The organism is Fictibacillus enclensis (assembly GCF_001457035.1).
Taxonomy (GTDB): Bacteria; Bacillota; Bacilli; order Bacillales; family Fictibacillaceae; genus Fictibacillus_C; species Fictibacillus_C enclensis.
This window is the reverse complement of record NZ_KQ758619.1, coordinates 500,870-525,799: the sequence shown is the minus strand read 5'-3', so window position 1 is coordinate 525,799 and position 24,930 is coordinate 500,870. Positions and strand designations below refer to the sequence as shown.

Below are 24,930 nucleotides of genomic sequence, written 5' to 3'. Positions count from 1 at the left end.
TTTTAATTTAAGACGTCTTCACGGAAGACGCGTAACGCAAAACTGTTCATCATGACCCAATATTTCTGCTTTTACCTGTTTTCCGGATGCGACTTCTATAATCTCTTGATAAATCCCCTCTCCCATTTCTTCTAACGTTTGATTACCTAATAGGACTTCACCAGCATTGATATCAATATTTTCCTGCATACGTTGATACGTGTTTGGATTACCAGTGATTTTAATGACCGGAACTCCTGGAAACCCTGTTGGTGTACCTCTTCCTGTAGGAAAAAGAATCATTTGGGCACCAGCTGCAACTTGTCCTGTTGAAACTTCTCCATCATGGCCAGGTGAATCAAGCAAGTATAACCCCTTTGATTTTGGTTGTTCTCCATAAGAGACCACACCACTGAAACTGGCTTTACCGGATTTCTTCATGCTGCCCAATGATTTTTCAACCACACTGGATAAACCGCCATCGTAGTTTCCTTTTGAAATGAGATGTGTCCGTTCTATGTTGCTTGATTGTTGTGTTTGTCTAAATAACTTTTCTTCCGTACGTCGCACGGTTTCGAGAATGTCATTTGAAACTTCAGCATTCACAGCTCTTCTTGCCAGTATCTCTTCTGTTCCCAGCAATTCTGTGATTTCACTCAACAAGGAAGTACCACCGTTTTTCACCAAACGATCGGATGCATGCCCGAGAGCCGGGTTGGCAATGAGTCCAGATGTCATATCCGATCCTCCGCAATTTAATCCGATCGTCAATTCACTTACAGGAACTTCTTCTCTTACCTGTCTTGAGGCAATCTGTTGCATCTCTCTTGCAATCCTGCTTCCTTTTTGAATGGCGGCCAATGAATCGCCTTCTTTCTGGATAACAACCGTCTCCAGCATTTTATTGGCAGGAGCGATACCTTCGGCTAATTCATAAGGTGAAAACCGCTCGCACCCCAGCCCTACGACGACGACTCCGGCAAAGTTTGGATTCTTCCCGATCGAGATCAGGGTTTTTGCTGTTATTTCCAAATCTTCACCCACTTGGCTGCAGCCGACAGGATGTCTGAAATAAACACAGCCAGGCACTTGATAGGCTATTCGTTCAGCTACCTTTGCTGAACAAAATACAGATGGAATAATGGCAATATGATTCCGGACACCAACTTTCCCATCATTGCGAAGAAATCCCTTAAATGTATCGTTCATTTTCCACCTCCCCTTTCACAGTACAAATTGTGAGTATGAATCCATCCGCCTTTATTTACGGACGTTTTCATTCTTCCAATTTCTTCTCCGTATTTTAAAACGCTTTCATTTTTCTCCATCGTTCGAATGGCTAGTTTATGCCCGAATGGAATATCATCCAAAAGGGGAATCCATTCAGGCGGATCACTTCCATCCACGAAGCACTGTTCTCCTTTTTTCAAATCTTTCAAAGCAATCGCCACATTATCAGCGGGATCAATGACTAAAATGGACTTCTTTCGTTGTGCAGCAATCTTTTCCACTACAAAACCTCCTTTACTTTATGACGGGTGATTTTGAATTGAAGATGGCCAACCTCATTAAATTCCATTCTGAACTGACGGATGATATCGAATGATTTGTTCGTTTGTTTGAGTTCTTCGATAATGCTCTTTGATACAATGACTCTGCCTAAATGGAGTGTATTGGGGATCTGGACGATCCTCAGTTTATGATTGTCTACCTGTGGTCCCAAGCTTTGAACAGCAGTCCTGATGGCTTCTTCTTCTGTGGCGTAGATGAAAGGGAGCATGGCTCTTTGGAGGTAGGTACTCGTTAATGCATTCGTATACGTGGATTTCCTGTCTATCTTCTTAAATAATGCGTCTGTCATAAAGTCGGCAAGGCCCACACCTTGGGCATTTCCAAATGATTGATCGGCCAGATCCAGGACGGCAATCCGTTTGATCGTGGGACGCTCTGGCTCCTGCACACCCTGGATGCGCCACCTTCCGATAATATTTGGATCCATTCCTGTTCCGCTAAAGCACTTGCCCATTTCTTCCACAATCAATAGATCAATATCGTCAACGGGAAGACTGGGCATCATTGTTTTTGACCAAGCCAGGAGTTCAGTCTCTTTCTGATGCCATTCCTCCTTCGTCACCCCAACAAGATCAGCTGTTTCGTCGTATCCATTCTCTATAATGCCTAAGCCAAAAAGAATCGGAGATTGCTTCAAAGCCATTTTGGATACGCTTTCAATTGTTTCAGCCATTTTCAAAGCCCCGCCTTGATGAATAAATGTCGCCCCTTTAATCTTTCCGAGACCAATCGCAATCATTTTACTTAGGCCGCTTTCTACCTTTCCACGGAAAGCAGTATGGGCTTTAATACGATTTACAACGATAATTCCATCGGCAGAAAATGAATGCTGATCCATATAAACCGGAGTTCCATTATTGGTTTCACCTATGTAGTCTACATTCATTGACGAACGGATCGGTGCACCGATGGTTTGCTCCGTAATGCCCAAGTGTTCCAATACTTCGATTTGGCCTTCTGCCGTTGCTCCGCCATGACTGCCCATCGCGGGTACCAGAAAAGGAGATAAACCTCTATCCTGCAGAACTTTCACGATCACCTTAAAAATAAATGCAATGTTGGTAATTCCCCTGCTGCCTGCAGTAATAGCAACCGAAGCATTTGCAGACAAGTGTGTGTTGGACAAAAGCCTATCCATTTCCTTTTCTATTTTTGTTTTCAATAAAGTGAGGGATAGAGACGGAGAAGCAAAATTCTGTTTAATCTCAAAAAGCTCAAGCATAAGCACCCTCCTAACCGGAATAACTTATTATATTCATATGGTCTGACCATTTAGAATAAAAGATCCCTTTCCAGACAACAATTACCATGAATTAAGTGTATTATAAGTCTGAAAATTTTGTCAACATGTTTATTTACTAAATTTCTTCGTTAATTAAGGATTGAAAAACACTTTCTTACATGCTATCGTTAGTTTTGTTACAATATTCGAAATTAAATTGGTCATACCATATTAATTAATTAAAAAGGGGTGTTAAGGTTTGAAAAGTGAAAACAACAAAAAACTTACCTCTTATGGCGATCCAGGCTTTAGTGAGTTTATTCGTCAGGCATTCAACAGACATTTAGGTTTTGATCAAGAGGATTTCAAAAAACCCGTAATCGGCATTTGCAATACGAAAAGTGAGATTAACCGGTGTCATACTCATATCGGCCCTCTTATTGAAGCTGTTAAAAAGGGCGTGCTAATGGCCGGAGGAATCCCACTGGAGTTTCCTACCATTTCGCTAGGTGAAATAAATACAAGCCCAACAACAATGCTCTACCGGAACCTGGCAGCCATGGATACGGAAGAAATGATACGGGCACAGCCCATCGACGGCGTTGTTTTAGTAGGGGGCTGTGATAAGGTCACCCCCTCTCAGTTAATGGGAGCGGCCAGCGCGGATATTCCCTCCATTATGATTACAGGGGGCCCCATGAACAATGGTGAATATGAAGGCAGAACACTGGGCGCCTGTTCGGATTGCCGTTTCTTTTGGCAAGAATTTCGAGGAGGCAGCATATCAGAACAAGAAAAGGATGCCATCAATAAAGAATTAGCTCCTACTGCCGGGCACTGTATGGTCATGGGCAGCGCCAGCACGATGGCCGTTTGCGCCGAAGCACTGGGAATGATGCTGCCTGGAGGGGCCGCTATACCAGCTACTCATAACAGACGGCTGAAGCATGCAATGGACACAGGCAAAAAAATTGTAGAGCTAACGATCAAGGGAATAAAGCCCTCCCAGATTATGACTGAGAACACGTTTGATAATGCCATCAGAGCACTGATGGCGGTAGGCGGTTCGACCAATGCAGTGATCCACTTGATCGCCATTGCAGGAAGGCTCGGAATTAAGCTGCCCCTTGAGCGTTTTGACCAATTAAGCAGAACTACACCGTTTATTGCAAACCTGCGTCCAGCAGGAAAATACCAGATGGAGGATTTCTATAAAGCTGGTGGAGCACCTGCTGTTTTGAAAGAATTGGAATCGATTTTAAATGTGTATGAATTAACCGTAACTGGAACTACGTTAAAAGAAAATCTGGAAGGAGTCACCGTCTCGAACGTCTATCGGGACATCATCTATCCGTTTGAACAACCTCTACATAAAGAAGGGGGAATCGCTGTATTAAAAGGAAATCTTGCCCCGAATGGTGCAGTGATTAAGCCAAAAGCAGCCTCAAAAGAACTTCTTCACCATCGCGGCAGAGCTGTTGTTTTCTCATCCACCCAGGAGTTGGAAAAATTGATCGATGATCCTTCACTAGATGTACAAGCAGATGACATCCTGGTTCTTCAAAATGCCGGGCCTGTTGGTGCACCAGGCATGCCTGAAGCGGGAATGCTCCCCATTCCACAGAGTTTGCTGAAAAAGGGGGTAAGGGATATGATACGAATCTCCGACGCCAGAATGAGCGGAACGGCATTCGGAACGGTTATTCTTCATGTCGCACCAGAGTCAGCTGTTGGCGGTCCGATCGGACTGATTAAAACAGGCGATCTAATCGAGGTGGATGTAGAAGCTCGAAGGATTCAACTTTTAGTCTCCGACGAAGAATTAGCAAACAGAAAACAGCAGTGGAGCCCACCTGTTATTGCGCAAAGAGGTTATGCACACATCTACCAAAAGCATGTCATGCAGGCAGATGAAGGCTGTGATTTTGATTTTCTGCTTGCTCCACAAAAGGAAAAAGTCAGATAAGAATAAAACGCCATCTCTTGGATGGCGTTTTGTTTTGTGTTAGTTTTTCGATACTGCTTTTTCCGCTTGATGGTTTGCTTTCGTTACCTTTAGGTCTTCAACTTTATTTATTAATGGTGTAAAGCCATCAATCTGGCATTCTACAATATCTCCATCCCGAATTACCACTGCACCAGGAGTTCCTGTTGAAAGAATGTCCCCTGGCAGCAATGTCATCACTTTTGAATGGAAGGATACGAGGTCCCAAGGGCGGAACGTCATGTTGGCCACCACGTTTTTCCGATGTACGTTACCATTTATAATCGTCGATACGTTCAATTCATGGACATCTTCAACTTCATCAGGTGTTACGAGCTCAGGACCAAAGCTAAAGAACGTATCGAAACTCTTTGAACGTGTTAGATAACGGGGATTCCTCTGAAGAATATCTTCCGCTGTCATATCAATGATCGTCGTGTAACCAGCGATGACGGACTGAGCATCTTCCTCAGAAACATCTTTGCATTCCTGTCCAATAACAATTCCAAGCTCTGCCTCTGCTGTTGTTCGTTCCGATTGGAAAGGGACCAAAATCGTATCATTATAACCAATAATGGTCGTATCAGGCTTCATGAAGCTGGCCGGTTCAGTATTTGGGGCTTTTTCACTAAGATCTGATGCGTGTTCCACATAATTTAGGCCGATCCCCCATATTTTTCTTGGGTGTTTGTAGAGAGGAGCATATTCGAATTGGTCTTTCGGAATGACTTCACACACCTGCTCCAACTCCTCGCCTTCCTTTGCACCATACCAATCTGTTAGACGAGTGAGCTGATTAGACTGAATGATTTTAAAAACCGTAGTTTCAAAACGTTGTTGAAATTGTTCATTGATCGTTTCTATCAAGATAGCTCCATTGTTTGTTACGATCGCCGCTTGCTCTTCCCCGTTTATTACTAAAGTTGATAATCGCATATTGATTCTCCTCTATTTTTTATTTTTTTATTCCTAAACGAGCTGATCTATCAGCGATTCTTGTACCTTGTACCTCTTCGCTAGGGTCACTAATTCCTCGACAGTCTCCCTTCCAAGCGGGATCCCCTTCTCCCGTCTTTCTAATTCGTTGTCTCTCTCAATCTCACCAGGAAGATAAATCTTCTCCACCCCTTCCATTAAAGGTAAACGGCGGATCTCCTGGATCATCTGATCTACTCTTTGTTTAAACAACTCTATTTCTTGGAACAAGTCAGCACGCATGACAAGGAAAAACTGGCCAACATTTTGCTTATCATTAAAATTCGTGTAAAGATCCCCGATATACGGACCGTATGCAGCACCAGTAAATAAGGAGGAAAGGCATTCTACAAGGAAAGCAATTCCATATCCCTTATGTTCTCCAACAGGCAAAACGACACCTTTTAATGCTTCTGCTGGGTCAACAGTTGGTGCCCCATCTGAAGATAAGGCCCATCCAAGTGGAATCTGCTGATTTCTTTTTTCAGCGAGTATGATTTTGCCTTTTGCCACTTTACTTGTCGCCATATCAAAAATAATATTTTCTTCTTTGCCCGCAGGAATTCCGTAAGAAATCGGATTGGTACCAAAAAACCTTTCTTTTGCTCCCCATGGCGGCATCGTTGAAGGTGCATTGGTCGTTGAAATTGCAATGCAATCCTCGTCTACAGCTATGCGTGTGTAATCGGCCAGCATGCCGCAATGGTTGGAGTTTTGAATGCCAACCACGCCTATACCTACTGTCTTTGCCTTTTTAACAGCTGCGTTCATCCCATAATGGGCTACCGGAATACCCGAACAGTTCCCGGCATCAATCAGCAGACTGACAGGGGTTTCTTTAAGATGTACTGGTTTGAATTCTTTATTGACCAGTCCCTGTTCAAGCCGTTTTGTATAGATTCCTACCCGGCTGACACCATGTGAGTCTACACCTCTTAAATTTGCTTTAACCAAGTGGCTTGAAATCAATATAGCCTGCTCCTCATCGAGACCTGCTTTCAAAAAGATTTCTCTAATTAGGTTTGTTAAATCATGACATTGTACACGGTCCTCAGCAAGATTAATCAAGAATCGTACATCCTTTCTGGTTTAAACAATCATCGACCCAGCTCCTGTCCCATTTTCCCTCATAAATGGATTGAATGATTGCTCCTTCTTGACGTTCCTGAGCTTTTGCCTTCTCCAGAACAATGGCTGCCTCTTCTTTTGGAACAACCATGACACCATCTCCATCTCCGACGATAAGATCACCAGGCTCAACAGGTACATTCCCACAGCTGATAGTCATATTGATCTCACCAGGCCCTTCTTTATAAGGGCCCCGGGGACTAACCCCTTTCGAAAATACCGGGAATCCCATTTTCGCGATTCCCTCAATGTCTCGTACGGGTCCATCTACGACATACCCTGATATTCCTTTTGTTTTCGCATAGTGGCACATAATCTCTCCCAGTATGGCATTCCCCATGTCTCCAAAAGCATCGATTACAATGACATCACCAGGCTGTGCCAGGTCCATCGCCTTATGTACAAGAAGGTTATCAGAGGGGTGGGTTCGAACAGTGAATGCGCTTCCAACTAAATGTATACCACGTTGACCAATAGGTTTGATCGTGTGATCCATGGCCCAAAGCCTTCCCATCACATCACCTATATTGGCAGTTGCTATTCCTTGAAACTCCTTTACAATGACAGGGTCTACACGTTCGAAATGTTTTCTGATTCGAAATCCTATATTCCCCATATACAGCCTCCTTATTTCATATTTTATTATGGTCAGACCAATTTAGGTAAAAGTAAAGGCTGCCTACAAAGGCTCTTTCTTTACTTTCCGATTGGACCAGATTTTCTTTTCATTCTTGATGAGATGGTTACGCATTGCATCTGCTGCTTTCTTTGGATCCCTGCTCTTCACCCCCTCCAAAATATCATTATGTTCTTCATACACTTCTACAAACCGGCCTGGCACTTTTGAAGATTGCAGCTTACTAATCCGAATTCCTTCTTCGAACTTATCCGCTACATTGTCAAAGACCTCTTTGTAGATGGAATTGTGAGAAGCGAGAATGATGGAATAATGAAACAAAAAATCTTCCTCTAAACCTAATCGTCCTGATGTTTGTGCTTCCAATAGTTTTCTTTGAGCCTCGCGAATGGCACTTAGATCTTCTTCTGTTGCATTGACAGCCGCTAATGCAGCAGCTTCTACTTCAAGCCCCCGCCTGAACTCCAAGATTTCCCTGTAATCCTTCTGAGACAGAAGATTATTCGTTACACGTCCTGCTATGGTGTCTCCATGCAAATCGGTCAAAAAGATACCTGCTCCGGACCGTTTTTCAATGATCCCATTCGCTTGCAGGACACTCATCGCTTCACGAACAGCCGTTTTGCTCACTTGAAAAAGGGATGCCAGCTCATTTTCAGAAGGCAGCCGCTCACCTGAAGAAATGTTCTCTTCCTCGATGTATTCCTCAATTGCAACAATTATTTCTTCAAATAACCTTCTCTTTTTAATCGGTTTTAAACCCATTCAATCACCATTTTCACAACAATGTTTTAATTTTATTTTTTTCATATGGTCTGACCAAATACCATATAGCTTTAATGAAATTTTAAATAATTTCTACTATTTAGTCAATACTAAAATTATGTTCTGTGCAAAAAGGCTTTTTGTTAAAATAGAAGTAACAAACGCTAAAGGGTGGATGAATTGGAAAAAAAGTATACGAAACGGACCGTTCCAAGAATGTTCGAGGAAGTAACCCGGTCAATCATTGAATATATATATAGTGAAAATCTCGAACAAGGAGCAAAACTGCCACCAGAAAGAGAACTTAGCGAGCTATTAGGCGTAAGCAGATCTTCGGTTCGGGAAGGACTTCGGATATTGGAACTATTAAATTATTTGGATTCCCGTCAAGGGGGCGGCACCTTTGTTTCTAAACCTTCGCCTTTCCTTATTCCCTATCGATTGATTAGTCAAAGTATGGACTCATCCAACCTGCATAAGTATTTTGAAATTGCACTTTTAAACGCAAAAGAGATACTTTTGCTTTCTTTAGAACAAAAAATAGCGGTTAACCTTCAGGAAAGTAGCACAACAGAATCTTGGCGGGAGTTTTCTTTATGGATTAATGAACTAGGAAAACAACTTTCAAATGACTACTACTTATCACTGTGGAATTCCATCTACCTTTTACTAGAGGAAAAAGGCTATTTTGCAGAGTTGAAAATGAATATGGAAATAAATGAATTAAAAATCGCGTTTTATAAGAAAGATCAACAAACCTTACTTTCTTTTTTTGATACCTTGGCCAAATAGAATCTCCCTGATATACACCGAAAAGGCCCGTTATCCTTCAAGGGCCTTTTCGGTGTACCACAAACCAGTTTCAATACATCCATTCCTCACATCGGTCAGCCAGCTCCTGAACCTCATTAATAAACAAACTCACATGATAGCCGTCGCAGACCGCATGATGCATTTGTACGGCTAATGGAAAAAGTGTTTTACCGTCCTGGTTAAAATACTTTCCGCCTGTTAGGATGGGCAATAAATAGTTGTTGTCTTCATTAATATTCAAGTTGAACCCTGTGAAACTGACCCACGGTACCATGGAGATCGGAAAGGTGTTTGGAGCTTCATGGCTTTTCGTGAAAAAGCCCTGGACATCGCCATATCGCTTCATATCTTGATTAAAGTTATGATGAAATACAGAAAAATCCGGCGAAAACTCTGTCCATATGCTGGAGAAGGTTTTGGTATCGTTGTGGAAGATCGTATAACTCGGCAGCATGTGATCCCAATAGCCCAATACCCCGTTGTTGAAGCACGTTCGAAATTCGGTATGTGCATTCACTACCTTACTGACCATGTAAATAAATGCAGGGTAAAACTTCAGTTTTTTGGTCTGAAGCCTTTCTATCAACTTCGTAATAACAATATTCGCCGTTACGCTATAGCTGCACTTTTGGCTTAAATAATGTTCATAATAGGGAGCTCGATCCCAATTTCTCCGATCAATGATATGAAATGCCATTTGATTTGCCTCCTAAAATGTAATTTTGCGATTTTAGGAGGCGAACTTATCTGCTTTGACCATTTCCCTCACCTCTACTCTATACTTTCAACATGAATGGTAGGATACCTTTTAACGCAATAAGTCTGGGAGTATCATCCCAAACGGATATAGGCTTTACTACCTGTTTCGTTCCCTTGCTAAAACATGTTAGACTGCTAGAAAGCGGTTACATCTCGTCAAATCTGCCACTATTTTAACTTTTGTAACCTTTTTCACATGAAAGTTTGTTAGATTTTGTGACACAGTTAGTGAAAGATGTCGGAAATCTGTACTATGATAGTCAACATATTCAAAAGGAGATGAAAAATTGGTGATATGACCCGGCAATGGATGACAAGCATAGGATTAGATATTGGAACAAGCACAACCAAACTGATAATCAGTGAGCTGTTGATTGCACAATCACACGATCAGTTCACGCTGCCAGGCTGTCAAATTATCGACCGCCGGGTGACGTATGCCAGTTCCATCTATACCACCCCTATGGTAAACGAAGTTGAAATTGATGTAGAGCAATTAACGCAGTTGCTACAGAAGGAGTACAAACAAGCCGGGGTCACCCTGGAACAAGTCCATGCGGGAGCGGTTATCATTACAGGCGAAAGTGCCCGCAAGCAAAATGCGGAGAAAATCGTTCATTACCTGGCGGAGCATGCCGGAAACTTTGTGGTTGCGACAGCAGGAGCCGATTTGGAAGGCGTGCTGGCCGCCAAAGGATCAGGAGCCATCGAACGCTCCACTCAAATCGGTGAAATAATCGCAAATATCGATGTGGGTGGCGGCACAGCCAACATTGCTTTGTGTCAGGACGGAAATGTCATTGAGACGTTCACCCTTCATGTGGGCGGAAGACTGATTCGTCTGGATAAGGACGGCCAAGTGACCTACGTCTCTTCCTATTTGACTGAATTTTTAGAAAACAGTTTCAATCCATTGAGGAAAGGAGAAAAGGCGAGCTTCGAACAACTCTCTTCCATCTGCCAGCTGATGGCGGAAGAAACGGTCAATTACGTCAAAGGAAGCAGGAAAGCCTCTTCCCTGCTCGTGTCTCCTCATACGAGGTCCGCGATCCATCCCGATACCCTGCTCGTGTCAGGCGGTGTGGGAGCCATGACGAAAGGGAAAAAGCCGGAAACGTTAGAGGAAGTGACCGTGCACGGAGATATCAGCCCGCTTCTTGCCTATCATTTTCAAGCTCTGGGTGTATCTCAGGCACCTGAAACCGCAAGGGCAACCGTCATTGGTGCCGGTATGCAAAATACGGAAGTGAGCGGATCAACCGTCTATATCAAGTCCGACCGGCTTCCGCTAAAAAACATTCCGATTGTGGATGTACCCGTACAGCAGGAAGAGGAGTGGGAGCCCGAGCGGTTTCAAGAACGGGTTCAACAAGCATTAACACAGGCTTCCACTCTTTATAGTGAGGACGATCCTCCGGTTGCTCTGGCGTTATCTCACTTTCCATACTGCAGCTATACAATGCTTCAGCAGTTGACAAAAGTTATCCTTGCTGAATTTACCGCTTGTTTTAAGGAAGCAAAGTGCCTTGTCGTCCTATGTGAACAGGATATCGCAAAAGCGTTGGGGCAGGCCCTCGCCAAACAGAGCAAAACGCTCGATATCATTTGTCTGGATCAGATTGATTTTACACATGGAGACTTTATCGATTTAGGATTGCCAGTCGCAGGAGAAGCTATTTCCGTCTCGGTAAAAACACTGGCTTTTTCATCCTAATCCAAACCACTTTCAAGGAGACTGACCATGTATAAAACGACGACCTTATTAGGAGAAACCTTTTCATTTCATAGTCTGAAAGAAATCATGGCAAAAGCAAACGAAGAACGTTCCGGAGACGAATTAGCAGGAATCAGCGCCGGCTCCATGAAAGAACGGATGGCCGCCAAGCAGGTGCTGGCGGATCTTACGCTTTCTGAAATTCGGAATTACCCTCTGCTCAGTCCCGATGAAGACAACGTATCCGCACTCATCGAAAATCAGCTCGAAGCTGCCGTTTATGAAATCATCAAAAACTGGACCGTCGCCGAGCTGAGGGAATATATCCTGTCCGACCAGCACGTCAGCGATGATCTGTTAACTCTCAGCCAAGGATTGAGCAGTGAAATGATTGCCGCTACCGCCAAAATCATGTCCAATCTGGATTTGATTCAGGCTGCTTCCAAAATTGAAGTGCAAACCACCTGCCAGACGACCATTGGCCAAAAAGGAATTCTCGCTTCCAGAGCCCAGCCCAATCACCCGTCCGATAACATCAAGGGCATGAGAGCTTCTTTATATGAAGCTCTGAGCTACGGAATCGGTGACGCGGTGATTGGAATCAATCCCGTCATTGACACGACCGACAACATCTATGCCCTTCTGCATGAAACGAAAAATGTGATCAATGAATGGTCGATTCCCACCCAAAACTGTGTGCTGTCCCATGTGACCAGCCAGATGAGAGCGATCGAAAAAGGCGCGCCTGCCGACCTGATTTTTCAAAGTCTGGCTGGTACCGAAGCGGGCAATGATTCGTTTGGCATCTCCCTTTCCATGCTGGATGAAGCGACCGCTTTGATCAAGGAAAAAGGAACAGCAGCCGGCCCGAACCGCTGGTATTTTGAAACCGGCCAGGGCTCGGAACTCTCATCTGAAGCTCACTTTGGCATTGACCAGGTGACACTTGAAGCCCGGTGCTACGGCCTCGCCCGCCATTATAAGCCGTTCATCGTAAACACTGTGGTCGGCTTCATCGGACCGGAATATTTGTATAACAGCAAGCAGGTCCTCCGGGCAGGTCTCGAAGATCATTTTATGGGCAAAATGCACGGCCTGCCGATGGGTGTTGACGTCTGCTACACCAATCATATGGATGCCGACCAAAATGACATGGACAACCTGAGCATGCTGCTCGGAACGGCGGGTGTAAATTTTATGATCGGCGTACCGATGGCCGATGACTGCATGCTGAATTACCAGTCCCTGAGCTATCACGACATCGCCACCGTCCGCCAGGTGCTCGGCCAGACCCCTGCTCCCCTCTTTGCGCTGTGGCTTGAAGAGCAAGGCATCACGCAAAATGGCCGCTTTACCTCCAAGGCTGGCGATCCGACGATTTTTATGAATTTAACGTAAGGAGTGGCTTATCATGTTGGCAAATTCAAAACGAGATCCGCTTGAAACGCTCAAACAATTCACCCCTGCCCGCATCGGTGTCGGCCGGACAGGAACTCGGCCCTTAACCAAGGATGTGCTTCAATTTCGTACCGATCACGCCGCTGCTGTCGATTCGGTTTACGGCACCGTGCCTGACAAAATCCTGTCCGAATTCAACCTTTTCTCGGTTACCACACAAGTAGAATCCATGGAACATTACTTAAAACGGCCCGACCACGGAAGATTATTGGCCGACGATGCAAAGGCCTTCCTTCAGAAAAACTGCCTGCAGGCACCGGAGGTACAGGTCGTTGTGTCGGATGGATTAAGTGCAAAGGCCATTGAAGAAAACCTGAGTGACGTTTATCCGGCATTGATCGATTCCCTGGAATCCTACAACCTCCAGATTGGAACCTCCTTTTTTGTCAAAGGAGGGCGTGTCGCCTGCATGGATGAAATCGGCGAGATATTAAAGCCAAAAGCCCTTGTCCTTTTGATCGGGGAACGGCCGGGACTGATGAGTGCCGAATCGATGAGTGCCTATATGTGCTACCAGCCGGGCAAAGGTAAAAAGGAATCCGATCGCATGGTCATTTCCAATATCCATAAACGGGGAACGCCTCCGATTGAAGCAGCCGCCCATATCGGAACCTTGATTGACAAGATGCTTCAGCAGCAAACGAGCGGTGTACACCTCATTGTTTAAGTGCGATTTCGTTGTCTTTGGAAGTGGTTGATTTCCGTTTCAGGTCGCTCGCTTTCCTCGGGCGGGTGCTGAGCCTTACCGGCGTAAACGCCTACTTTACCGGCGTAAACGCCTACCTTACCGGCGTAAACGCCTACCTTACCGGCGTAAACGCCTACCTTACCGGCGTAAACGCCTACCTGGTCTCATCTGTCCCGCTTTTCCCGTAGGACAAGGAAAGCTTCGGCAGCGAGACATCGCACGAAGTAAATGTGAAATTCATTTTCGAGGATCTCGCATCTTCCACTTCAATCAACTAATCAAGGAAGACTTTCTGCAACAAATGTCCCATATCAACTTGAGTAAACGCATTTAAAGGAGGAGTAGAGATGGCGCTACAAAAACAGTTAAAGCCGATTCATTTATGGGCAATTTCAGTAGGGATGGTAATCTCGGGGCAATACTTCGGATGGAACTATGGATTTGAACAGGGTGGGATTATCGGGCTTGCAATCGCTACCCTGATTGTCACTGTTTTTTACACCACCTTCATGTTCAGCTATGCAGAGCTTTCCACCTCCATTCCGCAAGCTGGCGGTCCTTCCGCGTATGCGAGACGAGCCATGGGACCGTTTGGCGGCTATATGGCAGGAATGGCGTGTCTGCTTGAATTCATATTCGCGCCTCCAGCCATTGCGGTATCAACAGGCGCGTACATTCACTTCCTCATTCCAGCTGTGAACCCGGTGTACGCCACGGTCGGAGCATTTATTTTCTTCATCCTATTAAATCTGATCGGCGTTAAGGAAGTTGCCGTGATTGAGCTTACCGCTACCATTCTGGCACTGATCGGCTTGTCCATCTTTTATGTGGCCGGCCTGCCTCATGTGGAGGCTTCCAACATCTTGAACGACAACTCCTTTCTGAATGGACCGACAGGTGTCCTGGCCGCTATCCCGTTTGCCGTCTGGTTTTACCTTGCGATTGAAGGCGGAGCGATGGCTGCGGAAGAAGTAGAGAATCCTAGAAAAGACATTCCGAAAGGTTTTATTGGTGCGATCATCACTTTAGCTACAGCTACATTATTTACGCTTTTTGTTACCGCCGGTCTTGGCGGAGGAAACGGTAAGCTTGCCGATTATCCCCTTCCCCAGGCGCTGTCCTCCGTATACGACAACGGCCTTTCAACCGTTTTGGCCATCATCGGATTGTTTGGCCTTATCGCCAGCTTGAACGGCATCATCATGGGCTTCTCCAGACAGACGTACGCCCTGGCACGGGATGGCTACTTCCCGAAGTTCTTGGCCAAAACGAACAAGAAAGGCGTTCCGGTCGGCGGCCTCTTGATTCCTGGAGCCATCGGTGTGATATGTGCAGGCTCAGCGAGCTTCGCCAACGCGCTCATCATCCTTTCTGTCTTTGGAGCAATGATGATGTACTGCATCAGCATGGTTTCCCTCTTCATTCTTCGTAAAAAAGAACCGGAGCTGGCACGTCCATTCAAGGTAAAGTATCCGGTTGTGCCAAGCATTGCCCTGATCCTCGGATTGGTGTGTTTGTACAGCATCATTAAATACAGCGTATTGACCACCAATATGATGCTGTTTGGCGCATCGGTCCCTTTGATCTATGTGATTCTTGGTATTTTCCTAGTGTCTCTGGTCTACTATGTGCTGTATGGATCTGCCCGGCTTAAGAGACAAGCGAATGCTTCGTATGCGGAGGAAGAGGGAGTTTCGGTGAATTAGAACCTGAATTAAAAAAAAGGAAAAGATACACCCGTACCTGAGGATGGTACGGGTGTTCTTCCCTCTATTCATATGGTTCCTTTGCAGGATCGTATCTTTTCCCTTTATTTAAAATGGAATAACCCTTCCAGGCTATTCCTACTTTTCTTCTAAACTATTTTCTTGGTTAAACCGTCTATTAAACGAAATATAATGGTCTTTATCTAAAATGGGATTATAATACTCAATATCATATTACCGGCTCGCCCTTAAAAAGTCTTTATCATTGAAGCAACTGAAGAACAAGTCTAGTATGATACATTCGGGTAAATTTTGTTAAGGTGTTTCATTCATCCTTTTATGGATCTCCATAAAAGGAAAGGAACCCTTGAATACAAGGGTTCTCCAGCTATTTTTTCTGCTAATAGACTTTAAAATACCTGTACATGAAACCTGAACGACTTGAGGATAATCGTTACCACTTGTTAGATAAAACGATTTTGCCTAATGCCTTCCTGGACTCCAGGTAATCGTGCGCTTTCGAGACTTCATCAAACGTAAAGCTGATGGACTAGTTATAAAAGTTTTTTGGTCTGTAGTTGTTTTAAGTCCTATTTTTAACCTATGATGCCTTCACCGTAACCACTTCTGCTGGAGCTTTTGCGCTGAATCTGCTAATCACCAGGCCTACAATAGTACCGACAAGTGCAGGCACGATCCATTCTAATCCAACAGAGGATAGGGGAAGGAGGTTTCTCAAGGTTTCAATTGGCCCTAAATCAAGGCCGAACGTATTTAAACCGTTGATTACGGCAAATACAGCTGTAAATAAGATCGCGCTTCCGTAGACTTTTTTCGCATTCTTAAAGAAGCGATGGAAAAAGGTTAGTGTGATTAATACGATTGTTAACGGATAAGCAGTGACAAGGAACGGCACCGAAACTTTAAGGATTTGGTTCAATCCCAGGTTTGAAAGGGTGAAGCCTACAAGTGTAACGGCTAACACGACCGTTTTGTAGCTTGCTTTAGGAATCAGATTCGAAAAATATTGGCCACAGGCTGATGTTAATCCGACCACTGTGGTGAAGCAGGCTAACGTAAAAATTAAGCCGAGCAAGGTTTTACCGCTCTGTCCCAATAAAAGGGTCGAAGCCGTTGAGAGAATTTCGGTGCCATTCTCAAACGAACCATTGGCCTGCATTTTTCCACCAATTAATCCGAGACTGATGTATACCAATGAAAGCAATACCCCGGCAATCAACCCGGCTTTCAACGTATAGTTCGTTAATTGTTTTCTATCACGGACGCCTCTTTGCTGGATCGCTGTAAGAATGACAATTCCAAATGCCAGTGCGGCAAGGGCATCCATTGTGTTATACCCTTCAAGGAAGCCTGTAGAAAAAGCACCGGATTCATATTTCGCTGATGGTGACTGGAGTGGCGCATCCAGTTTAACAAACCCGACTACGCACAAGACAACCATAGCTAACAGTAAAACTGGAGTAATCCAACGGCCCATGTATTTTTCCATTTTGGAAGGGTTTAAGCTGATAACATAAACAAGGGCAAAGAATAGAACAGTGAATAAGAATAAAATCAAAGATGAGTTCACTGATTTGCCAAGAAACGGTTTAACTCCCATCTCATAAGCAACGTTGGCGTTTCGCGGAATAGCAAGAAATGGTCCAATCGATAAATAAATGACAACCATAAAGGCTGTACTGAATAGCGGATGAACGCGATTTCCGATGGTTTGGACGCCGCCTTTTACAAGGGAAACGGCGAACAGCACGGCAAAGGGCAATCCCACGCCGGTAACGATAAATCCTGTCATGGCGAGCCAGTAAGATGTACCAGATTCCGCTCCAAGGAATGGCGGGAAGATCAGGTTTCCGGCTCCAAAAAACATAGAAAATAACATCAATCCAATAAATAAGGTGTCCAGTTTTCTCAAAGTAATCTCTCCTTTATTGTTTTTTAAACATAAAAAAACCCGTCCCTAATGCAGGGACGAGTTTGTGCTCGCGTTACCACCCTTATTCCGCAGCTTCCAACAAGCTTACGGCTCTCAGTCAACGTACAATCATACGTGTTCCTTGTAACGGCGGACAACCCGTCAAAGCTTACGAATGTTCAGCTTTGCACCTCAGAGATGATATTCGGACAAGACCTGAACATCGGCTTTCACCAGACACCGACTCTCTTTAGGACAGGATTCCTATCTTACTCTTCTCGTCATTGATTTTAGTTATAAAAGTAATTTAGCAAACAAAAATTGATAAGTCAATATTTTTTGGTAATTTTAAATATTGGTAACTCAACCACTTATATTGGATTGCCGGATTTAATCATTCTAAATTAAGGATATAGGTTTGGGTACTAACAGTATTTTTAAGATAATCTTCTTGGAGAATTCCATAAACTGCACAGTCCTTGTATTGATTCTTGGCATTGCGGATCTTATGCCTGATCATTCCTTCCTGTGTCATCCCAACTTTACTCATAATTCTGCCAGAAGCTGCATTATCGATGTTATGTGCTGCGGATATTTTGTGAATATTCATATACCTAAAACCAAATTCAACAACCACTCTTAACGCTTCAGTCCCATAGCCCTGATGCCACCATCTGCATCCAAGCGAATAACCTACTTCACAGTTTTCAGTGGGAATGTCAAAATTGTACAATTCGATTTCTCCAATTAGTTCACCGGTCGTTTTTATTTCAATGCCCCAGTCACAAAATTCTTTACTGCTATACTCCCTCACAATTCCATCCACCCACTCAAACGTTTCCGAAACTGTCTTGTGTGCTCCTTTGATGAGATTGTCAGTTACCCGTTCATCTGAAAGCCAATGGTCAAACATACTTTGAGCATCAGTAGGTTCCAATCTTCTAAGGATTAATCTGTCGGTTTCTATTTTTGGTGTTCCTAAATAGTTAATCATTCTGTCACCTTCTCCAATTAAACCATTATATTAAAACCAATTTCCTAACACTTTTCTACGTTTTCATTTAAATCACTCTATCTCTCGACTTCAGTCAATATAGATTGTTCCATAAACGATCAATTATCATCCATGATCTGTTTGTGCCTAACATTCCTTCCTTCTCAAACTATGGTAGAGCTGTTTTGCGGTGGAGAAAATTTATGGAGTTTAATGGATTAAACAAATTATTCAGACAGCCATCAAGGGAAGACATTGGCGTTACAATTCTTTTGGTCGTTTGCTCGGTTCCCAAGGGTGAATGTGCGGGATATTTACTATGTGTTCCTGAAGTACCGTTCGATATGTAGTAGAACTTGTTCCCCTGTCAAATAAACAATAGTAAAAGCGTACACAACCTTTGATACATTAGAGGATTTCAATTTATAAAAGAGAAATTGTGATTCATAGAGGGGGAAAGATGAATAAGCGGAGCGTTTTAACCATTGCTTTATCGACATTAGCGTTATCTTTGTTAATTGTATCAACAGATTATTTTTTCTGGAGCCGGATTGGTGTTCCAGAGAACGGACCGATCGATCTATCGGGAGTGGTCGAAACATTCATTACCTGTTTGATCGTTTTCGCATTTATGTTCAGCATCATTGAACGAAAGAAATATAAAAGAGAGAATCAAAGTAAAAAAAGAGGTCGCGATGACCTCTCATGAATTAATCCAATGTTCAAAGGAAGGGATTCGTAACTTACCGGCTTTCGTAAGATTCCGGTATTTAACGAGCCCTTTTCCTCATTTCTCATCCTTATATTTCCTTAATTATAGTAAATTAAGCCAATACAAATAAAACAAGGAGAAAAAATACCCCGTATCAGCTTCTGGTATCGGTATTGTTTTAATGAAACAAAATCGTAGCCGCCGTATAAACAAGCAACAAAGCCATGGTGATATTGAAAACCTTCTGATACTGTGCAATCCACTTCTTAAACAATGAGCCAAACAAGCTCCAGCTGAATGTTCCCAGGAATCCAATGACAGCCAACAAGATGACAAAAAGAAATTGAGACAAATAATGATGGTAAAAAGGAGCAACGAATGTGGCCGTTACGGTAATGGCATAAACGGTTCCTTTCGGGTTGATAAATTGCAGCATCGCACCTGATTTCATATTGTTGTATCGGCTATTGAACTGTTGTTCTTTCCCCAGCTTGCTCTTCATGATCTTAAAGGCCAGGTAAAGCAAATAGAGACAGCCAAATAATTTCATAATGTACTCAACTTGTGGAAAAACGGTGTTTAAGGCAACAGTAAAATAATTAGCGATCGACAATAAAATGAAAAATCCAATACCCACTCCTACACAAAATCTAAACGTGTGTTTCAAACCAAATTGATTGGCGAAATACAATGACATAATATTATTGGGCCCAGGGGTGAAGCTTGCAACAAAAGCATAAACCAACAGTGACAACACGGACATAATGGCAGCACTCCTTGTGTGCTATAAAGCACAAATATACTTTATAGCGTCATGTGCTTTAAATTGTATAATTTATACGTTATATTGTAAATAAAAAATTGAGGGATAATTGTGAAGGAAATCCATGTTGTGGTTGCTGAAAACATGAAGGCATTCAGAAGGATGAATAAATTAAGTTTGGATAAAGTATCTGAGTTGACCGGTGTCAGCAAAACCATGTTAGGCCAAATCGAACGCGGAGAATCGATTCCAACCATAACCACGCTGTGGAAAATTGCGAATGGACTAAAGGTTTCATTCACTTCGCTCATTCAAGAATCAGCGAACGATATAACGATCATTTCAAAAGAAGATTTATTGGAATTGCCCGAGAATGATGGGAAATATAAAGTATATCCCTACTTCCCCTTCGAAAACAACAAGCAATTTGAAATATACATGGTAGAGATTGAGCCAGGGGGCTATTTAGAGGCAGCTCCTCATCACGATGGCACGGAGGAATACATTACCGTTTTTGACGGTCAGCTCGAATTAACAATATCAGGGCAAACCTACTTACTCGAAAAAGATCAGTCGATCCGTTTTAAAGCCGACTGCAACCATGCCTACCATAACCCATGCAGTGAATTAACAAGATTGAATATGACGATTAATTACGGATCCATGTAGCAAAAATGAAAAAGATAAAAACCGTCTAGACGATGTGGGACATGCTCCTCAACTTGAGAACCGGAAGAAACCAATGCGTTTATGAGAGACTTTTCGCAAAATAGCTAAGGGCGTGAACCTTTAGACTTACATTAAACAAGCAGATCCTATAGGGTCTGCTTGTTCTTTTTTTCTGTTTTATATGCTTGTCCAAACAAAAACGAACACAACTGAATAATATAAAATACAGAGAAAAGTTACTATGTTTCTCTGCTCTTTTAAGGAGGGAAGACATATGCCAAAAAAACCCGGAAAAAGAAGCTCTAGCTCTAGCTCTAGCTCTAGCTCTTCTTCTCATCACAAGCGTTCCTCTAAACGATCCTCAAAACGATCATCAAAACGATCATCAAAACGATCATCAAAATGTAGACGTTCTTCTAGTTCATCAAGTTTCATTTTTAAATGTAAAAAGAAGAAAAAAAACCGCCACAGTTGCTAAGATTGATTTTATGTTGGCGTAGAGACTTTGGATAGAATCCTGGTCTCTTTTTAATTTTTCTTTTTTTTTACAAAAACTAATTTTCAATAAAATGTCCAAGCATTTCCTATTGTATTTGCATAGTAAAAGGTAGAAAAGAGAAAGAAGTATTCTCTTTTCTATCGCGCTCATGAAACCACCAAGATGTGAAAAGAAATGAAACCCTAATTTCTCATTTTAATTACGATATGTAATTTCCCTTTGGAACGTACGCACAAAGAAGAAGCTGCCCTTTAGAACAGCTTCTTTCCTCTAAAATATGATTCTATCAACTTCTCACCAGACCATGAGGATCGATAACGAATTTTTTTGATGCCCCGTTATCAAATTCGGCATAGCCGCTCGGTGCTTCATCCAGAGAGATTAATGTCGCGTTAACCGCTTTGGCGATCTGCGCCCTGCCACTCAAAATGGAATTCATCAGTTCCCTGTGATACCTCATGACAGGCGTCTGTCCGGTAACAAATGTATGAGCCTTTGCCCAGCCTAACCCCAAACGGATCTTTAAAGTTCCGTGTTTGGCATCATCGTCAACCGCTCCCGGGTCTCCCGTTACATACAGTCCGGGAATTCCAAGTCTTCCGCCTGCTCTAGTGACATCCATTATAGAGTTCAATACGGCAGCTGGAGCCTCCTCACCTGATCCTGCACCATGTCCATGTGCTTCAAAACCGACACAGTCCACAGCACAGTCCACTTCAGGTGCTCCCAGCAGCTGATCAATCTGCTCACCAAGATTGGCATGTTCACGTAAATTGACGGTTTCACAGCCAAAGCTGCGGGCCTGGGCCAAACGTTCTTCTATCAGATCCCCTACAATCACTCTGGATGCCCCTAATAGCTGGGCGGAATGGGCTGCTGCTAATCCAACAGGGCCGGCACCGGCTATGTAAACCGTAGATCCTGTCTTTACTCCAGCAGAAACCGCACCATGATAGCCTGTCGGGAATATATCAGACAGCATGGTCAAATCTAGGATCTTTTCCATAGCCTGATCTTTATCCGGAAACTTCAACAGCTGGAAATCTGCATATGGGACCATTACATATTCTGATTGTCCGCCAACCCAGCCTCCCATATCTACATATCCATAGGCTGAACCTGCCCGGTCCGGATTCACATTTTCACATACATGGGTATTCCGTTCTTTACAACTTCTACAGCGTCCACAAGCAATGTTAAAAGGAACAGAAACTAAATCTCCCTTTTTAATGAATTCAACATCGCTTCCTACCTCAATTACTTCTCCTGTGATTTCATGGCCTAGTACCAAGCCGCTTGGTGCTGTCGTCCTTCCCCTTACCATGTGCTGGTCGCTACCACAGATGTTCGTTGTAACGACCTTTAAAATAACACCATGATTACACTTTCTGCCCACGTTCAACGGGTTCACTCCGGGGCCGTCCTGCAAAACCAAATCCGGATAACTTATATCCCTTACTCCCACCTCTCCTGGTTTCACATAGACTACCGCACGATTTCCAGCCATACAAAAATCACACTCCCAAAATGTATTGGTAAAGCCACATTTGTAAACGCTTTCATGCAGTCCCTATTATACTATTTATTTTGAGTTTATCAAATTAGAAGTTTTAGAACTGAATTGAGACATTGATCTATCATTTTAGGAGAAAATTAGACTTTAATCCATATCAAATATGTACGGTCCTTTTACTAAACAAAAATAATATGGTCCTGATATTGGCAGTTATTGATTTAAAGTACCTATTATTTGGTTGTCTTGCAGCCTTTGTTTTTTTTGCTTTCCGGAAGTGGAACAATTCATAGAACGTCGGAATAACAATCAGTGTCAAAAGGGTGGAAACGAGATTCCACCCCCTATTCTTGTACTGATTTTCTTGTAATCCATTGTAGCTTCACGTAAAAAAACGATTATTTTCAGTTGATAGATTTCTTCCTTAAAAAGGTGCGTTATCTTATAACGCGCCTTTTGTTTGGGTGTTAATAGGACAAAAAGCAACAGATCATTTATCGCGTACAACGATACTACGCATTCCGCTTAAATTTCAATTTTGGGACGTTTTTAGTGTTTTAGGTATTTTTTTAATAGGGGACAACCTCTAAAAACGCTAGAAAGCCGTGTCCATCACCGCTATAATCGGACTCCAATGTTTAGGAGTCCCTTAATCCTTAATTAGAATCCCTTGTGTCAGATTTACTTTTTCAAAATGTTCCACTGTCGGAAAAGGGTGATAGAAACGATGTAATAACGATTTCCATTCTTGATACTGATTTGATTGTCTGAATCCTACAGTGTGGTCTTCTAAACTCTCCCACTTTACAAGAAGCAAATATTTACCCTCTACTTCCATACAACGCTGTAATTCGTGTGAAATATAGCCCTTCAAAGATGAAATAATCTTAGATGCTTTGCGAAATGATTCTTCATATTCCTGCTCCATCCCTGGTTTCACCTGAAGCATAGCGGCTTCCAGTATCATTGACTTTCCCCCTTTATAAACATGCGATTTGCTACTGAAATCTTGATATCATCCTATTTTACCTTACTCTGTTAATTCTTTAACTCTATCGTTTTTACCAACATGGCTCGGTCCATCTAGTGGCTTTTTACACCTCTCAACTCATTTAAACAGCAAATAAGCTCCACTTCGTCTTTAAGGATGAAGGAGAGCTTTTAACAAGGCAAAGAAGATTTTCATTTTTTATTCTCTTATTCCAACTATTCACAAAAATGGTGATTCACTATAAAATAATAAAGCTTGGCATTTTTATTATGTATGGGGGATTGGTATGGGAAATACGACAAATATGCTGATTGAGCATCTCATTAATGGATTTCATTTTTTTATCGCTTTGGTTTTATGCGCCATCATGGTCTTGGGCGTGGATTTTTTCCAGCCTTTGTTTGGTTATCTAAAGAGCACCAACAAGGATACTTTATTGGCTCTTTTTGTTCTTATGCTTCCCTTTGTTTATACACTTGGTATTTTGATAGATAACTTTGTAGATGATGTCGTTTTTAGAAAGAGAAAAAAAGAAACAAGGGACGAAAACCGAAAAACAGCACGGGAGCTCATCCTTCTCACAAATGACCAAAACCAGGCTAACCAGTTGGACTACATCCGGACGAAAATCCGTATCACCCGTACCGCTTGCTTCAACTTCGCACTCATTACTCTCTTTTCTTTGGTCATCATGTACCGAACGTACCATTTTAAATACATAGCTGTACTGATACTGATTAGTTTACTCGGCGGTTTGCTTACGTTTTTGGCCTATTGGTCATGGGAACATAACACAAAATCCTCCAACAAACGTGTGAGCGACGGGTTTCGGATTTATGAGAAGCACAAGACAGCAAAAAAAGAAGAAACTACAACACCTATGTAGTCTAATTAAAGAGGTTCTGCACCTCTTTTTTTAATTGGAGAAACAGCGGGAACGTCCCTACCCGACGGCCAAGCGCCTCAACAAGTGAGGTATAATACCACTCCTGCAAATCCTTGCCTCGTTTAAAATGGCTCCAAACGGTCTCTCCCTGCTTCTCTAGATCCTGCCTTAACGAAAGTACATTATGGAGCTTATCGGCGCATACAATTTGGCATACCTCCACCGAAGCTTCTTTCTGCAAATACGTAATCGTATGCTTTTTTCTCGCTTCCCACGATTGAGATTTATCCGGTTCAGAGCTTCCCTTCACCATCTCCATAACCCGATCGCCAAATGCTGAACGAATGTCTTCAACAGTGACATCCGTATCCTCGATCACATCATGTAAAATTCCGGCAAGAACCGTCTCCTCCGTGCAGCCTGCATCCAGCAGCAGCATTCCTACAAAATAGGGGTGAGAAATATAAGGCTTTTTATTCCCTTTTCTGACTTGTGATTGATGAGCAGCGGCAGCCATTTCAATGGCAGCGCTCATTTTATCTAATTGTTGGATTTTCATCTTTTACACTT

General features: G+C 43.0%; 25 protein-coding genes and 1 other annotated feature. Of the genes, 10 read left to right on the top strand and 15 right to left on the bottom strand.

All coding sequences use genetic code 11. The features are described 5' to 3' along the window. Window positions 1-18: 18 nt before the first annotated feature. From AS030_RS17870 to AS030_RS17860, 3 genes are read right to left on the bottom strand one after another with little or no spacing between them, the layout of a single operon-like run. On the bottom strand, window positions 19-1,188 hold the full coding sequence (locus tag AS030_RS17870; RefSeq protein ID WP_061974119.1) for a UxaA family hydrolase: 1,170 nt from the start codon (window positions 1,186-1,188) through the stop codon (window positions 19-21). Then, a complete protein-coding gene (locus AS030_RS17865; RefSeq protein ID WP_061974117.1) occupies window positions 1,185-1,490 on the bottom strand; it encodes a UxaA family hydrolase in 306 nt (101 codons plus the stop codon). Before AS030_RS17865 ends, AS030_RS17870 begins: the two co-directional genes overlap by 4 nt. Then, window positions 1,490-2,773 (bottom strand): nickel pincer cofactor-dependent isomerase, group 22, encoded by a 1,284-nt coding sequence (locus AS030_RS17860; RefSeq protein WP_061974115.1) that lies wholly within the window; start codon window positions 2,771-2,773, stop codon window positions 1,490-1,492. Before AS030_RS17860 ends, AS030_RS17865 begins: the two co-directional genes overlap by 1 nt. Before the next feature lie 259 nt (window positions 2,774-3,032). Here AS030_RS17860 and AS030_RS17855 point away from each other — a divergent pair, with 259 nt between their 5' ends. Beyond that, window positions 3,033-4,739, top strand: a complete 1,707-nt coding sequence (locus tag AS030_RS17855; RefSeq protein ID WP_061974113.1) for an IlvD/Edd family dehydratase — start codon at window positions 3,033-3,035, stop codon at window positions 4,737-4,739. Between the two features lie 39 nt (window positions 4,740-4,778). Here AS030_RS17855 and AS030_RS17850 read toward each other — a convergent pair whose 3' ends face one another. From AS030_RS17850 to AS030_RS17835, 4 genes are all read right to left on the bottom strand, one after another. Beyond that, the gene (locus tag AS030_RS17850; protein WP_061974111.1) at window positions 4,779-5,693 is read right to left on the bottom strand and encodes a fumarylacetoacetate hydrolase family protein; all 915 of its coding nucleotides are present in this window, start codon (window positions 5,691-5,693) and stop codon (window positions 4,779-4,781) included. Between the two features lie 33 nt (window positions 5,694-5,726). Beyond that, entirely contained in the window at window positions 5,727-6,800 is a 1,074-nt protein-coding gene (locus tag AS030_RS17845) for an Ldh family oxidoreductase (protein ID WP_082635875.1), read from the bottom strand. After that, window positions 6,793-7,476 carry an RraA family protein gene (locus tag AS030_RS17840; RefSeq protein WP_061974109.1) on the bottom strand — a complete coding sequence of 228 codons (684 nt, stop codon included), beginning with the start codon at window positions 7,474-7,476 and terminating at the stop codon, window positions 6,793-6,795. The genes AS030_RS17845 and AS030_RS17840 overlap by 8 nt, the downstream gene beginning before the upstream one ends. 63 nt (window positions 7,477-7,539) lie before the next feature. Beyond that, a complete protein-coding gene (locus AS030_RS17835) occupies window positions 7,540-8,262 on the bottom strand; it encodes a FadR/GntR family transcriptional regulator (RefSeq protein ID WP_061974107.1) in 723 nt (240 codons plus the stop codon). Window positions 8,263-8,442: 180 nt separating this feature from the next. Between AS030_RS17835 and AS030_RS17830 the strand changes: the two genes are divergently transcribed. Next, window positions 8,443-9,054 (top strand): FadR/GntR family transcriptional regulator, encoded by a 612-nt coding sequence (locus AS030_RS17830; protein WP_061974105.1) that lies wholly within the window; start codon window positions 8,443-8,445, stop codon window positions 9,052-9,054. Between the two features lie 70 nt (window positions 9,055-9,124). Here the strand turns inward: AS030_RS17830 and catA are convergent, their stop codons facing one another. Continuing rightward, window positions 9,125-9,772 (bottom strand): type A chloramphenicol O-acetyltransferase, encoded by a 648-nt coding sequence (gene catA, locus AS030_RS17825; protein WP_061974103.1) that lies wholly within the window; start codon window positions 9,770-9,772, stop codon window positions 9,125-9,127. 357 nt (window positions 9,773-10,129) lie between these two features. Between catA and AS030_RS17820 the strand changes: the two genes are divergently transcribed. The 5 genes from AS030_RS17820 (at window position 10,130) to eat (ending at window position 15,400) form a co-directional block, all read left to right on the top strand. Continuing rightward, complete coding sequence (locus AS030_RS17820; RefSeq protein ID WP_061974100.1) at window positions 10,130-11,548, top strand: ethanolamine ammonia-lyase reactivating factor EutA; 1,419 nt, start codon at window positions 10,130-10,132, stop codon at window positions 11,546-11,548. A gap of 27 nt (window positions 11,549-11,575) precedes the next feature. Then, window positions 11,576-12,946 (top strand): ethanolamine ammonia-lyase subunit EutB, encoded by a 1,371-nt coding sequence (locus AS030_RS17815; protein ID WP_061974099.1) that lies wholly within the window; start codon window positions 11,576-11,578, stop codon window positions 12,944-12,946. A 13-nt stretch (window positions 12,947-12,959) separates the two neighbouring features. Further along, a complete protein-coding gene (gene eutC / locus AS030_RS17810; RefSeq protein ID WP_061974097.1) occupies window positions 12,960-13,673 on the top strand; it encodes an ethanolamine ammonia-lyase subunit EutC in 714 nt (237 codons plus the stop codon). 11 nt (window positions 13,674-13,684) lie between these two features. Further along, on the top strand, window positions 13,685-13,882 hold the full coding sequence (locus AS030_RS17805) for a hypothetical protein (protein WP_061974095.1): 198 nt from the start codon (window positions 13,685-13,687) through the stop codon (window positions 13,880-13,882). A gap of 159 nt (window positions 13,883-14,041) precedes the next feature. Then, window positions 14,042-15,400, top strand: a complete 1,359-nt coding sequence (gene eat / locus AS030_RS17800; RefSeq protein WP_061974093.1) for an ethanolamine permease — start codon at window positions 14,042-14,044, stop codon at window positions 15,398-15,400. Between the two features lie 454 nt (window positions 15,401-15,854). On the opposite strand, the gene AS030_RS23165 is transcribed toward eat, so the two are convergent. The 3 genes from AS030_RS23165 to AS030_RS17790 all read right to left on the bottom strand — a co-directional run bounded on the left by AS030_RS23165 (window position 15,855) and on the right by AS030_RS17790 (window position 18,327). After that, a complete protein-coding gene (locus tag AS030_RS23165) occupies window positions 15,855-15,947 on the bottom strand; it encodes a zinc-binding dehydrogenase (RefSeq protein WP_141687121.1) in 93 nt (30 codons plus the stop codon). Window positions 15,948-16,001: 54 nt separating this feature from the next. Beyond that, on the bottom strand, window positions 16,002-17,333 hold the full coding sequence (brnQ, locus tag AS030_RS17795) for a branched-chain amino acid transport system II carrier protein (RefSeq protein WP_061974091.1): 1,332 nt from the start codon (window positions 17,331-17,333) through the stop codon (window positions 16,002-16,004). Between the two features lie 49 nt (window positions 17,334-17,382). After that, window positions 17,383-17,627, bottom strand: a binding site (T-box leader). Between the two features lie 100 nt (window positions 17,628-17,727). After that, window positions 17,728-18,327, bottom strand: a complete 600-nt coding sequence (locus AS030_RS17790) for a GNAT family N-acetyltransferase (protein ID WP_061974089.1) — start codon at window positions 18,325-18,327, stop codon at window positions 17,728-17,730. A gap of 460 nt (window positions 18,328-18,787) precedes the next feature. Here AS030_RS17790 and AS030_RS17785 point away from each other — a divergent pair, with 460 nt between their 5' ends. Further along, window positions 18,788-19,036, top strand: a complete 249-nt coding sequence (locus tag AS030_RS17785) for a hypothetical protein (protein ID WP_061974087.1) — start codon at window positions 18,788-18,790, stop codon at window positions 19,034-19,036. A 181-nt stretch (window positions 19,037-19,217) separates the two neighbouring features. On the opposite strand, the gene AS030_RS17780 is transcribed toward AS030_RS17785, so the two are convergent. Then, complete coding sequence (locus AS030_RS17780; protein WP_061974085.1) at window positions 19,218-19,802, bottom strand: LysE family translocator; 585 nt, start codon at window positions 19,800-19,802, stop codon at window positions 19,218-19,220. A 111-nt stretch (window positions 19,803-19,913) separates the two neighbouring features. Between AS030_RS17780 and AS030_RS17775 the strand changes: the two genes are divergently transcribed. Continuing rightward, window positions 19,914-20,471 (top strand): helix-turn-helix domain-containing protein, encoded by a 558-nt coding sequence (locus AS030_RS17775; protein WP_061974083.1) that lies wholly within the window; start codon window positions 19,914-19,916, stop codon window positions 20,469-20,471. A gap of 785 nt (window positions 20,472-21,256) precedes the next feature. Here the strand turns inward: AS030_RS17775 and fdhA are convergent. Both fdhA and AS030_RS17760 read right to left on the bottom strand, forming a co-directional pair. Then, window positions 21,257-22,477, bottom strand: a complete 1,221-nt coding sequence (gene fdhA / locus AS030_RS17765; RefSeq protein ID WP_061974079.1) for a formaldehyde dehydrogenase, glutathione-independent — start codon at window positions 22,475-22,477, stop codon at window positions 21,257-21,259. Window positions 22,478-23,132: 655 nt separating this feature from the next. Then, window positions 23,133-23,450 (bottom strand): antibiotic biosynthesis monooxygenase family protein, encoded by a 318-nt coding sequence (locus AS030_RS17760; protein ID WP_061974078.1) that lies wholly within the window; start codon window positions 23,448-23,450, stop codon window positions 23,133-23,135. Between the two features lie 310 nt (window positions 23,451-23,760). Between AS030_RS17760 and AS030_RS17755 the strand changes: the two genes are divergently transcribed. After that, window positions 23,761-24,360: a hypothetical protein gene (locus tag AS030_RS17755; RefSeq protein ID WP_061974076.1), complete on the top strand. Its 600-nt coding sequence runs from the start codon at window positions 23,761-23,763 to the stop codon at window positions 24,358-24,360. Window position 24,361: 1 nt separating this feature from the next. Here AS030_RS17755 and AS030_RS17750 read toward each other — a convergent pair whose 3' ends face one another. After that, window positions 24,362-24,919: an HD domain-containing protein gene (locus AS030_RS17750; RefSeq protein ID WP_061974074.1), complete on the bottom strand. Its 558-nt coding sequence runs from the start codon at window positions 24,917-24,919 to the stop codon at window positions 24,362-24,364. Window positions 24,920-24,930: the final 11 nt, after the last annotated feature.